General features: G+C 37.3%; 12 protein-coding genes. 7 read left to right on the forward strand and 5 right to left on the reverse strand.

What is annotated here, in order from left to right:
* Window positions 1-135: 135 nt before the first annotated feature.
* The 7 genes from QCQ61_RS06430 to tsaB all read left to right on the forward strand — a co-directional run bounded on the left by QCQ61_RS06430 (window position 136) and on the right by tsaB (window position 7,922).
* Complete coding sequence (locus QCQ61_RS06430) at window positions 136-843, forward strand: ABC transporter ATP-binding protein (RefSeq protein WP_279449945.1); 708 nt, start codon at window positions 136-138, stop codon at window positions 841-843.
* Window positions 836-2,080 (forward strand): ABC transporter permease, encoded by a 1,245-nt coding sequence (locus tag QCQ61_RS06435; RefSeq protein WP_279449946.1) that lies wholly within the window; start codon window positions 836-838, stop codon window positions 2,078-2,080. Before QCQ61_RS06430 ends, QCQ61_RS06435 begins: the two co-directional genes overlap by 8 nt.
* Window positions 2,073-3,344 carry an ABC transporter permease gene (locus tag QCQ61_RS06440; protein ID WP_279449947.1) on the forward strand — a complete coding sequence of 424 codons (1,272 nt, stop codon included), beginning with the start codon at window positions 2,073-2,075 and terminating at the stop codon, window positions 3,342-3,344. The genes QCQ61_RS06435 and QCQ61_RS06440 overlap by 8 nt, the downstream gene beginning before the upstream one ends.
* Before the next feature lie 32 nt (window positions 3,345-3,376).
* The gene (locus QCQ61_RS06445) at window positions 3,377-4,546 is read left to right on the forward strand and encodes an efflux RND transporter periplasmic adaptor subunit (protein WP_279449948.1); all 1,170 of its coding nucleotides are present in this window, start codon (window positions 3,377-3,379) and stop codon (window positions 4,544-4,546) included.
* Window positions 4,547-4,649: 103 nt separating this feature from the next.
* On the forward strand, window positions 4,650-5,981 hold the full coding sequence (locus QCQ61_RS06450) for a TolC family protein (protein ID WP_279449949.1): 1,332 nt from the start codon (window positions 4,650-4,652) through the stop codon (window positions 5,979-5,981).
* Between the two features lie 2 nt (window positions 5,982-5,983).
* A complete protein-coding gene (locus tag QCQ61_RS06455) occupies window positions 5,984-7,258 on the forward strand; it encodes an efflux RND transporter periplasmic adaptor subunit (RefSeq protein WP_279449950.1) in 1,275 nt (424 codons plus the stop codon).
* 4 nt (window positions 7,259-7,262) lie between these two features.
* Window positions 7,263-7,922 (forward strand): tRNA (adenosine(37)-N6)-threonylcarbamoyltransferase complex dimerization subunit type 1 TsaB, encoded by a 660-nt coding sequence (gene tsaB, locus QCQ61_RS06460; RefSeq protein ID WP_279449951.1) that lies wholly within the window; start codon window positions 7,263-7,265, stop codon window positions 7,920-7,922.
* Here tsaB and QCQ61_RS06465 read toward each other — a convergent pair whose 3' ends face one another.
* The 5 genes from QCQ61_RS06465 to QCQ61_RS06485 all read right to left on the reverse strand — a co-directional run bounded on the left by QCQ61_RS06465 (window position 7,923) and on the right by QCQ61_RS06485 (window position 12,951).
* Complete coding sequence (locus tag QCQ61_RS06465; RefSeq protein ID WP_279449952.1) at window positions 7,923-8,627, reverse strand: hypothetical protein; 705 nt, start codon at window positions 8,625-8,627, stop codon at window positions 7,923-7,925.
* A gap of 50 nt (window positions 8,628-8,677) precedes the next feature.
* Complete coding sequence (locus QCQ61_RS06470; protein WP_279449953.1) at window positions 8,678-9,523, reverse strand: mechanosensitive ion channel family protein; 846 nt, start codon at window positions 9,521-9,523, stop codon at window positions 8,678-8,680.
* 6 nt (window positions 9,524-9,529) lie between these two features.
* Entirely contained in the window at window positions 9,530-11,644 is a 2,115-nt protein-coding gene (locus QCQ61_RS06475; RefSeq protein ID WP_279449954.1) for a thioredoxin domain-containing protein, read from the reverse strand.
* A 71-nt stretch (window positions 11,645-11,715) separates the two neighbouring features.
* Window positions 11,716-11,919 (reverse strand): dodecin family protein, encoded by a 204-nt coding sequence (locus QCQ61_RS06480; protein ID WP_279449955.1) that lies wholly within the window; start codon window positions 11,917-11,919, stop codon window positions 11,716-11,718.
* A gap of 111 nt (window positions 11,920-12,030) precedes the next feature.
* Entirely contained in the window at window positions 12,031-12,951 is a 921-nt protein-coding gene (locus QCQ61_RS06485; protein ID WP_279449956.1) for a NifU family protein, read from the reverse strand.
* Window positions 12,952-13,012: the final 61 nt, after the last annotated feature.

A 13,012-nucleotide genomic window follows, 5' to 3' on the forward strand; every position in this document is an offset into this window, starting at 1 on the left:
TTTAAAAGAATTTGTAACACTTTCCCACAAATTGAGTCTTATAAAAAACTGGTATTACTTTATTTTTAAGTCTTAACAAGAATTTCACATTTGGGAGAGGATTCCCTTGTAATTTGCAAATCAACAATTTTCAGAATGATAGAGATTAAAAATCTGCACAAATCGTATCACATGGGCAAAAATTCGCTTCATGTTTTAAAAGGAATAAATTTCTCGGTTTCTGAAGGCGAAATGGTTTCCATTATGGGGTCTTCCGGCTCGGGAAAATCAACCTTGCTAAATATACTTGGTATTTTAGATGAAGCAGATGAGGGAACTTACAATTTAGACGGCACGCTTATTAAAAATTTAAATGAAAAAGTAGCCGCCCGATATCGTAATAAATTTCTTGGTTTTATATTTCAATCTTTTAATCTTATAAATTATAAATCTGCCATAGAAAATGTGGCGATGCCGCTATACTATCAAGGTGTAAAACGAAATATTCGAATAGAAAAAGCTATGCATTACTTAGAAAAAGTGGGCTTGGCAGATTGGGCTGCGCACCTTCCCAACGAACTTTCTGGAGGACAAAAGCAACGAGTGGCAATTGCGCGAGCCCTTGCTAGCGACCCCAAAGTGCTATTGGCCGATGAACCTACCGGAGCTTTAGACACTAAAACGTCGTACGAGGTAATGGAACTTATTCAAGGCATTAACGACGAAGGAAAAACAATACTCATTGTAACTCACGAGGAAGATATTGCGCATATGACCAAACGTATTGTAAACTTAAAAGACGGCCTAATTATAGACGATTCGGTTGTAAATCAAGTTAGAGCAAAAAGCGAAGTTTATGTTTAGTCTCGAGCGCTGGCAAGAAATTTTTGAAGCGATTCGTAAAAACAAATTGCGTACTTTTTTAACAGGGCTTTCCGTGGCTTCGGGAATTTTTATTTTGGTTATTCTTTTGGCAATTGGGCAAGGCATGTCTAATGGTGTCGCTAAGCAATTTGAAAGCGATGCAACTAATCGTATTAGTGTTTGGACAAATGTTACTTCAGTAGAATACAAAGGAATGAACCCAGGCCGCAGAATAGAAATTGACAATCGCGATTTTGATATGGCGGTTAAAAAAAACAGCGAGAAAATAGAACTTAAATCTGGAGTGTACAGCAGATGGGGGCAATTAACTACATATAAAAAGGAAAGCGGAAGTTACCGAATTGAAGGCGTTGGTGGCGATTATCAATTTCTTGAAAACGCAACCTTGGTGGCGGGTAGATATATTAACCAAATAGATATAAATGCTTTCGAAAAAAACGCCGTAATAGGAAATCAAGTTTATTTAGATCTGTTTAAAGGAAAAAATGCCATTGGCGAATACCTTGATATTACTGGAATTAAGTTTAAAGTAGTAGGAATTTACACCGATCCAGGAGGAGAGCGCGAAGAAACGCGAATCTTTATTCCATTAACAACGGCACAACGTGTTTATAACGCAGGCGATAAACTTAGATCTATTGCCTTTACCCTTCAAAAGCACGATAAATACGAAGATGCACTAGCGGCTTCTGAAGCTTTTTCGGCCTCATTAGAAGCAGATTTAAAGGCCAGACATACAATTGCACCCGGTGATACCAGAGCAGTAAACGTGAATAACACTTTAGAACGAGCTAAGCGTTTTTACGACCTTAACAATATGATCCGATGGTTTTTCTGGGGAGTGGGAATCTGTACCATCATTGCTGGTGTTGTGGGGGTAAGTAATATTATGTTAATTATTGTAAAGGAACGCACCAAAGAAATCGGAGTTCGTAAAGCAATTGGCGCCCAACCCTGGTCTATTATTGGTATGATTCTTCATGAGTCTATTTTTGTAACTGCAATTGCAGGTTTTGTTGGCTTAATTTTTAGTCTGGTACTGTTACAAATAGTGGGGCCCTTTATTGAAACGGAATACATTAGAAATCCGTCCGTAGATTTTTCGGTAGCAATTACCACCGTAATTATTCTTGTAGTGGCTGGGGCCGTAGCTGGATTCTTTCCCGCCTACCGAGCTGCAAATATTAAACCCATAGATGCTTTGCGCGATGAGTAAACTATTTAGTAGAGACAGTTGGGCCGAAATAATTGAAGCCCTTAGCAGCAATTGGTTCCGGACCGTAATGACGGCTTTTGGAGTGCTTTGGGGGATTTTTATTTTGGTGATTTTATTGGCTGCAGGTAATGGTTTGGAGAATGGTATTAAGCAAGGATTCAACGGAATGGCTACTAATTCAATGTTTATGTGGTCGCAAACTGCCTCACAACCCTATAAAGGTTTGCCTAAAGGGCGCAGATATAACTTTAAAACAGACGATATTGCTGCTATAAAACAAAATGTGCCAGGCTTGCGCTTTGTTTCGCCCAGAAATCAATTGGGAGGTTTTCGCGGAAGTAACAATGTTGTGCGCGGACTTCAAACGGGGGCATTTAATGTTTATGGCGATTATCCCGAAATAATTGAGCAACAACCCATGGACATCACTTCCGGCCGATTTATAAATTATTCAGATATAAACGAAAAACGCAAAGTGGCAATTATTGGCAGTGGTGTTCAGAGCGCATTGTACAATCCCGGAGAAGAAGTTATTGGCTCCTACCTCAAGATAAATGGTGTAAATTTTATGGTAATCGGCACCTACAAAAAGAAAGGCAATAACGGTGATCCCGAAGAAATGCAAAAGGAAATTTATGTTCCGTTTACTTCCTTCTCCCAAGCCTTTAATATGGGCGATATTGTAGGATGGATGGCTATTACTGCTCAAGATGAATTTTCTATTACCGAATTAAAATCGCAGGTTTTTGATGTTATTAAAACCCGGCACACTATAAATCCGAACGACGATCGCGCCATAGGAAATTTTGATTTGTATCAAGAATTTAGCAAGATAACTGGGCTGTTTACCGCACTTAACTTTGTTGCCTATTTTGTTGGTATTTTAGTGCTGCTTTCAGGAATTATAGGCATTAGTAACATTATGCTAATTGTTGTAAAGGAGCGAACAAAGGAAATCGGTATCCGCCGTGCACTGGGGGCAACACCGTGGAGCATTCGATCGCAAATATTATTGGAATCTATTTTCCTAACCATCGTTTCGGGTATGGCAGGCATTGTATTGGCCTCGGGTGTACTATGGCTTGTAAATTATAAATTGAATGAGATGGACACCAGCGAAATGATGTTTATTAATCCATCGGTAAATATTGGCGTTGTATTTATTGCGCTAACAATATTAATTGTATCAGGACTTTTGGCGGGTTTAATTCCGGCACAGAACGCTATTAAAATTAAACCCGTAGAAGCATTACGTACAGAATAAAACTATTTGAAAACTGAATATTTCTTATAAAAATGAAAAAAACAAAAACCATAATCATTCTCGCCACAATTGCAGTGCTATTTACAGTTTCTATGTATTGGCTTTATTCAAAAAATATTGAAGATCCAATTGTTTACGAAACACAAACCCCGGCAATGGGCACGGTTGTAAAAAAAACAGTAGCCACCGGAAGTATTGTACCAAAAGAAGAAGTACTTATTAAACCAAATATTTCGGGAATTATAGACGAAATATTTGTAGAAGCTGGCGAAATTGTAAAAGCTGGTGACCTTATTGCTAAAGTAAAAGTGGTGCCCAATGTTTCCTCTTTAAATAGTGCCAAAAACAATATTAATAGTGTACGTACTCAAGTAGAAACTGCGCGACTAGCATTCGAAAATCAAAAAAGCATTTACAACCGCCAAAAGGAATTGTTTGAAAAAGGAGTAATTTCTGCCAATGAATTTGATAATGCCCAACTGTCTTACAATCAAGCCGAACAACGATTAAAGCAGGAGAAGGTAGGGCTTACAGCTGCCAGCCAAAATTACGATATCGTAAAAACCGGAACCACCAGTGGCATGGGTGCATCGGCAAATACCGAAATTCGGGCCACAGTATCTGGAATGGTACTCGACGTTCCCGTTAAAACCGGAAACCAAGTAATTGAGGCAAACAATTTTAACGACGGTACTACCATTGCAACCTTGGCCGACGTAGATAAAATGATTTTTGAAGGGAAAGTAGATGAAAGCGAAGTGGGCAAAATAAAAGAAGGCCTTCCGTTAGAAATAACCGTGGGTGCGCTGCCAGATAATTCATTTAATGCCCAACTGGATTACATTGCGCCAAAAGGAGTGGACGAAAATGGCGCAATCCAATTTGAAATAAAAGGGACGATGAAAAATTTAGATACCACCACTACTTTTATTCGTGCGGGGCTTAGTGCCAATGCTTCTATTATTTTGGCAAAAGCCGAAAACGTATTAACCATTAAAGAAGCACTGGTGCAATTTGATCCAAAAACCCAACAGCCTTTTGTTGAAATTTTGGTTGGCGACCAAAAATTTGAAAGACGAGATATAACATTGGGCGTAAGCGATGGAATAGACGTTGAAGTAAAAAACGGCATTTCTAAAGACGATAAAATCAAGGTATGGAACCAATTGAAACCGGCAACTGCAACTAGTAGCAGAGGCTAGCACATTTTTTTAAGTAGCGAACAAGTTTCAATTAAAAATTAAAATTCTAAAAACTTGTAACGCAACCACAAAGCAAAAGACTTATTCAATAATAGTAAAACGTATGAAGAAGCTAATAATTCCTTTCTTTTTTTTAATACTAAGTGTTTCCTTACACGCACAAACTAAAAAGTGGACCCTTCGAGAATGTGTAAATCACGCCTTGGAGAATAATATTTCGGTAAAACAGAGCGAATTAGATTTAGAAAATAGCGAGATAGATAAAATGGAAGCCATTGGTAATTTTTTACCTTCCATTAACGGAAACGCGAGTGCCTCAAAAAATACCGGTTTAAGTTTAAACCCTACAAACAACCAGCTGGAAAACACAACTTTTGGATCTGCTTCAGGATCAATTAATGTAGGATTAACGCTTTTTGACGGGCTAAGAAATGTGCGCCAATTGCAGCGATCTAAGTTATCGCAACTGGCAGCCCAATACCGTTTAGATAAAATGAAGGACGATATTGCACTTGCAGTAGCAAATTCGTATTTGCAAGTTTTATTGAATAAAGCAAATTTAGAAGTTGCTCAATCACAAAATTTAGTAACCCTGCAGCAATTAGACAGAACAAATGATTTGGTAGATGCCGGAGTGCTTCCGAGGGGAGATCTTTTAGAAATAAAGGCCACGGACGCTGGCGAAAAACAACGAATTGCCGTAGCCGAAAACACAGTAAAAATATCACTAATTAGCTTGGCACAGCTATTATTAATTAAAGATTATGCAAATTTTGACATTGCCGACGAAGAATATAATATTATAGACGGTGGCATTGCAGAAAAGGATGTTTCTGAAATTATAGCTAGCGCAAAGGAAACGCGTTCGGAAGTAAAAATAGCGCAGGAAAACGTGGCTTTGGCCCAAAAGGATTTGCAGATTTCACGCGGGGCATATTATCCAACACTTTCAGCATTTTTTGGCTACAACACCCGGTATGCAGATAACGATCCGCTGGATAGAGAATTTGTTGAACAACTGTATTTAAATGATGGTATTGGTTACGGTTTACAGTTAAATGTGCCTATATTCAACGGTTTTGCAGTTCGAAGCAGCGTAAAGAGAAACAAGATAAATCTAAAAAATACCGAGTACCAACTTGAGCAAGCACAGCTCGATTTAGAATCAAATGTTTATCAAGCATACGTAGATGCTAAAGGAGCATTAAAAGCATATGAGGCGGCTACCGTTGCGCTTGAATCACAAGAACTCGCATATCAGTATGCCAAAGATCGTTACGATGTGGGACTTACAAATGCTTTCGACTTTAGCCAATCAAAATTGCGCTATGACAATGCTAAAATTGAAGAAAACAGAACTAAATTTGAATATATTTTTAAATTGAAGGTTTTGGAGCTATATTTTGGTGTTCCGGCGAGCGAATTAAAATTTTAAATATGAAGAAAAAAACACTCCTTTGGGTTATAATTGGCTTTGCGTTGCTAATTGTACTATTGATTGTGGGAAAAAAAGCGGGCTTGTTTGGCAAAACGGGCGATTTTAAAGAAGTTGAAATCACCCAAATTGCGCCAATAACTATTATTGAAACCGTTGCCGCTACCGGAAAAATTCAACCTGAAGTTGAAGTTGCCCTTTCTTCTGAAGTTTCGGGTGAAATTATTGAACTTCCCGTTAAGGAAGGTCAGACGGTACAAAAAGGCGATCTTTTGGTAAAGATAAACCCCGATCTTATTCAAGCGGCAGTTAGCCAATCTCAAGCTGGTTTGCAAAACGTTCGTGCTCAATTAACACAAGCAGAAGCCAGTGAGCAAAACGCAAAACAAAATTTTGAACGCAACAAAATACTTTTTGAAAAAGGGGTTATTTCTAAAGCCGAGTGGGATAAATCTGTCACCGACTACAATATGGCCAAAGCAAACTCAAAAGCGGCCTACTTTAACGTTCAGAGTGCTTCGGCAAATGTAAAACAGTCTGTAGATAATCTTGCACGAACTACTATTTATGCGCCAATGAGCGGTACTATTTCAAAACTTTCGGTAGAATTGGGCGAACGTGTGGTAGGAACTGCACAAATGGCGGGAACCGAAATTGTTCGTGTTGCAAACCTTCAAAATATGGAGGTTGAAGTTGATGTAAACGAAAACGATATTGTAAAAGTAGCCGTGGGCGACTCTACTATTGTGGAAGTAGATGCGTATTTAAAACGCGAATTTAAAGGAATAGTTAGCGAAATTGCAAACAGTGCCGAAAGTGCATTAACCGCAGATCAGGTTACGAACTTTAAAGTAAAGGTGCGAATTTTGCCCGATTCGTATAAAAACTTAACCGAAGGAAAACCCGAGAGTTATTCGCCGTTTAGACCAGGTATGACCGCTACTGTGGATATTATTACCAATACCAAAAAAAATATTATCGGTGTGCCAATCAGCGCCATCGTAATTAAAACAGATACCACAGATACTAAAAAATCGTACCTGAGTGAAACCACAACCGCCACGGACCAAAAATTTGAAGCCGTTTACCTAAAAGAAGGCGATGAAGCCAAGTTACGCGTCGTAAAAACTGGTATCCAAGACGATTCCAATATTGAAATAATTTCTGGTTTAAAAGAAGGCGAAACAGTTATTATCGGTCCTTACAACACTGTAACAAAACAGCTTAAACAGGGCGATAAAGTAGAAGTTATCGAACCTAAAACAGATAAAAAATAAGACAATGGCTGTAATTCTTTGCCTTGAAACGGCTACCACCAACTGTTCTGTTGCTATTGCAGTTAATGGGGAGGTAAAGGCTATTCGCGAAGAGAACAATAAAAAGTTTTCACACGCCGAAAAGCTTCACGTATTTATTGAAGAAGTTTTAGCAGAAGCCAAAATAGATAAAAACACATTAGACGTTATAGCCGTTAGCAAAGGACCGGGGTCATATACTGGGCTCCGAATTGGCGTTTCGGCTGCAAAAGGACTGTGCTTTGCTTTAGACATTCCGTTGCTTTCAATTTCAACATTAGAAATACTGGCGCGACAAGTAAAACAATCAGATTGCTATATAATTCCGCTATTAGATGCACGACGGATGGAAGTGTATGCCGCGGTATTTAATTCTGAAAAAAAACAAATAAGGGATATAAAGGCTGAAATTGTAAATGAAAATTCTTTTAGTGAATATTTGGAAGAGCGCAAAACCATTTTTCTCGGCGATGGCGCTACTAAGTTTAAAGAACTAACGAGCCATAAAAATGCATTTTTTTTAGAGAATAATTATCCTTCGGCTGCTGGAATGGCAAGTTTGGCAGAAGCCAAATACAAAATAAGCGACACAGAAAATGTCGCTTATTTTGAACCTTTTTATTTAAAGGAATTTATGTTGGGATAATTACAGAATTGAGTCAAAATAGCTAATCGTTTTTATTAAATCGGCTTCTTTGTCTAAATCAATATCATTGTCTTTAATAAAACGTTTCATTTCGCTTTTCTTCTTATCCATCATCTTTAAAATTTTAGACTTGCTGCTTGGCATTTCTAAAAAAGCACCATTCTGAACTAAGTAGTAAGTTACGGTTTTTGGAAACGATGGCGGAGAATCTCGTTGATAGCTAGTCTTTGCTTTTTGTGGTTCTCTAAAAACCGCTTTCGTTTTCTTGTACAGGTCGTATGTTTTTCCATCGGTGAGTACATTAAAATAGCCGCCTTTTGCATTGCTTCCTTCAAAAGGGATAAAAACGTAAATATCTCTAAACATTTTCACATAAATGTCTGGAGATTTCATCAAGGCGCCATAGCTTACATCGGATGCAGATTTCTTTATTTCTATTTCATCTGCAAAGGCATTATACCGCATTGGAACGTCGTCTTTTATTAATTGATCGTCCTGAAAAATCTTTCCTTGTACAAAATTAGGGTTTGCATAAGCTTCATCCTTAATAGATTCAAATTGTGCTTCCGTAAGTCCGAATGCCAAAGATTTTTGGTTTAAATCTATGGTACGGTCGTAAATACTGGTATAAGAGCTTTGTCGCTCCTGAGAAAATAGCGAAACCGTTATTAGGGCAAATGCCGCTGTAAATATTAATTTTTTCATCGCATTTATTTTTTTGTTAAAATAATTATAATTTCTACAAATTTAAGAAATTATTTTTGGAGTTTTTCCAAATTGAAATGGTGAACATCACGCTGTGGAAATGGTATTGAAATACCTGCAGCTTCAAGCCTTGCTTTCCCTTCTTCCAAAATTAACCATCGGAGCGTCCAAAAATCTTCATTTTTGGCCCAATAACGCAGGCTGAGGTTTACCGAACTGTCGCCCAATTCGGCAACGACAATCATTGGGAGCTTATCTTCAATTTTAAGTACTGGTTCCTGTTCATTCACTAAATTTAAGAGTATATCTTTTGCCAGCTTAATATCATCATCATACCCTATGCCGAAAGTTAAATTTTCTCGGCGAATGCCTTCAACTGTATAATTAATAATATTGTCGTTACTCAATTTCCCATTGGGAATAATAGCCAGCTGATTGCCAAAAGTGGTGAGTTTTGTATTAAAGATTGAAATATCCTTTACAGTTCCATCTACGCCTTGGGCACTGATAAAATCGCCAACTTTAAATGGTTTAATGAGTAAGATTAAAATACCTCCTGCAAAATTTGCAAGCGAACCCTGCAAAGCCAAGCCCACCGCTAAACCAGCTGCACCAATAATCGCAACCAACGAAGCAGATTCTACGCCAAGTTGGGTAATTACCAATACAAAGAGCACGATTTTTAATCCCCAGTTTATAAGGCTCGCAACAAAATTTTCTAAAGTGGGATCGTAATCTTTTTTGTCGAAAAACTTTCTTGTATATCTATTTATGATTTTAATTAACCACCAACCAAGTACCAACATTAAAACTGCGGCAATTACGCTTGGTAGAAAATCTATTAATTTTTGACCATATTCTTCAATATAAATATCTAAGTCACTAAATTTATCCATAAAAACTTATTCTTTTTTGTTTATTAATTCAATTGCAATTTTTGATTCTGTTACGGGTAATTTGCAAGTGTTATTCTCGCAAACGTAAATAAGGGTTTCGCCGGACACAAATCTGTTTGTGAAAAGCGGGTTGTTTTTTTCGGTTTTGGTGCCAGCTATAATACAATTTGGCAAATAGTTGGTGTTGAGCTCTGTTACTATTTTTGGTGCATCTGCGCCCACAACCACAACTTCATAAAAGCTGTTTTTAAAGTTGAGCAACAAATCTAACCAATTTGAAAATCCGCTAGGATACTGTTCTATTTCTCCAGAAACGTTTTTCAACATTTGATGCGAAATTTCAGCATAGCCCGTTTCTTCAAAATATTTTGAAAGCAGAAATAAATTTTTTGCCATTACAGAATTTGAAGCGGGAATTACATTGTCGCGGTATTCAAAATTTCGGGAAACGATGGCCGGATCTTTTTTGGATGTAAAATAAAACATGTGTTTTTCCGAATCGAAAAAGTTGTTAATTGTATATTCTGTCATTTTTTTAGACAGAAGCAACCATTTTTCATCCAGTGTTATTTGGTATAAATCTATAAATGCTTCAATAGTGAAGGCGTAATCTTCCAAAAAGCCGTTAATGCTGCTTTTTTCGTTTTTATAATTGTGAAATAATGCTCCGTTTTTTTGAAGTTGTTTATTAGCAATAAACGTTGCATTTTTTACGGCCGCATCTAAATATTTGCGAGTGCCAAATGCTTTATAAGCATCGGCATACCCTTTTAGCATTAGCGCATTCCACGAGGTTAGGGTCTTGTCATCAAGCCTAGGTTTATCTCTTTTATTGCGATAGGTAAGCAGTGTTTTTTTCCAACCTTCTTTTTTCTGCCGTAACGTTTCAGTAGTAAGATTGAATTCTTTTTCAATTTCAGCATCCGTTTTCTTCCGAATTAAAACATAGTGGTTGTTTTCCCACTTTCCGTAGCTGTTTATATTGAAATATTCCTTAAAAATATTAAAGTCGTCTTGTAATAATTCCTGCAACTCTTCCAAAGTAAAAATATAAAACGCTCCTTCCTCAAGTTTGCCGTTTTCATCTAGGCTATCGGCATCGAGCGACGAGTAAAAACCGCCTTCTTCATTGGTTAAATCTGTTGCTATAAAATTTAAGGTTTCTTCTACTACTTCTTTATAAAGTGGATTTTTTGTAATTAGAAAAGCGTTGCTGTACAGACTAACCAGTTGCGCGTTATCGTAAAGCATTTTTTCAAAATGTGGCACGTGCCATTTTTCGTCTGTACTATAGCGAGAAAAACCACCGCCAATTTGATCGTAAAGCCCTCCATAGGCCATTTTATCTAAGGTTAAGGTTACAAACTTTAGCAGTTCGGTGTCGTTTTCTACCACTGCTTTTCGTAATAGAAACTGCAAGTTATTGGGCATCATAAATTTTGGAGCGCCACTAAAACCGCCATTTTCTGTATCGAATTTCCGCGCCCACGCTGCGACGATTTTTTCAGTAGGAAAATCTTTAAAGCTTATATCTTCGGTGTTTAGATTAATTAAATCCATGCTTTTAATTCCTTCTTCCAATCGGTTAGCGTAAGCAATTAATTTTTCTGGCTCGGAGCTGTAAACTTCCTGAATTTGTTCCAAAGCATTTATCCAATCGTTTTTTCTAAAATAGGTGCCGCCCCAAACTGGGCGCCCATCGGGAAGCGTTACTACATTTAATGGCCAACCCGCACTACCTGTCATTAACTGTACGGCATTTATATAAGTTTGATCTACATCGGGTCTTTCTTCGCGATCTACTTTTATTGAGATAAAATTTTTGTTCATTACCGCTGCAACGGTGCTGTCTTCAAAACTTTCGTGTTCCATAACGTGGCACCAATGGCATGCAGCATAGCCAATACTTATAATTACAAGTTTTTTTTCTTTCTTAGCCTGCTGAAGGGCAGCCTCGTTATAAGGTTTCCAATTAACTGGATTGTGGGCGTGCTGCAATAAATACGGGCTGGATTCAGTGATTAAATCGTTGGTGAAGCTGTGTGTTTCCAAAGTATTTTTTGTTGAAGAATTACAACATATTAAAATTTGTAATGTAAAAAGTGTAATTAATAATCGCATAGTTAGGCTTCCGGAAAACAAAAATACGCTTTTGAGGTGCCAAAAGCGTATTTATTGTACATTCTTAATTATTAGTTCACTTCAAAAGTGATTTTTACATTTACGCGAAATTGGGTAATATTATCGCCGCCATCTACAACGCAACTCTGCTCGTTAACATATACTGAACGAATATTTTTCACACTTTTAGATGCTTCTTTAACTGCGTTTCTGGTGGCGTCTTCCCAGCTTTTAGGTGAGCTTGAGAGTACTTCAATAACTTTTAATACTGCCATAATTTTTAGATTTTAAATTAAAAAAATGATTAACCCTCAAAGTACAACTATTAACGGTCAATTTTCTGAAAATTAAGTTAAAAGGAATTATTGATGTGTGTTCTGAACAGTTTATCCATTAATTGCAACTACCTCGTTTATTTGATCTGGAATCATTTGCTTTAACATAGTTTCAATGCCGTTTTTCAAGGTAATGGTAGACGATGGGCAGCCGCTGCAAGCACCTTGCAAAATTACCTTAACCGTCTTGGTTTCGCTGTTAAACGATTCAAAGCGAATGTTTCCTCCGTCTTTGGCAACAGCCGGTTTTACGTACTCGTCTAAGATTGAAATTATTTCCTTTTCAAGTGCTGAATAGCTATGTGTGCTGTTTTCTGAATAGTTTTCAGATAAATCATTATTTACTGCGGGATTTGCAGTGGCTGCGGTTTCTTCGTTTAAAACTGGTTTCCCTTCGTAGAGGTAAACTCTAATAAAGTCGCGCATTTCTGAAACGATGTCTTGCCACTCAACCATATTGTATTTCATTACTGAAATATAATTGCCGCTAATAAAAACTTCTTTTACAAAAGGGAAGTTAAATAACGATTTTGCCAAGGGCGAATTTGCTGCTTCGTCTATGTTTTTAAACTCTAAAATTTCAGATGATAAAGATTTATTTGCTACAAATTTCATTACCGAAGGATTTGGAGTGCTTTCGGCGTAGATTGCAACGGCAACTTTTTTGGGAGTGCTATCTTCAACAATTACTGATTTTCCCGTATTGAGGTATTCCAAAATAGAGTCGGCAACCTCTTCTTGCACATCTTGCCACTCAATAATATTATATTTTTCAATTGCGACGAAATTTTGCGAAATATAAACAGTTTTTACAAAGGGCAAGTAAAATAGCTGTTGGGCCAAAGGGCTCGGTTTTGCCTCGTCTATATTTTTAAATTCGTAGCTGGTAGAGCGGGTTAAGAAGGAATTTGCAACAAATTTTATGATATTTGGATTCGAGGTTTCTGAAATATCTATGTTAAATTGGGACATTAAGCTGTTTTTTTTGCGAAAATATAAAAAGAAAAACAATGTATTCAATATATTTGGCACT

Source organism: Aequorivita marisscotiae, assembly GCF_029814825.1.
In the GTDB taxonomy this organism is placed as follows: Bacteria; Bacteroidota; Bacteroidia; order Flavobacteriales; family Flavobacteriaceae; genus Aequorivita; species Aequorivita marisscotiae.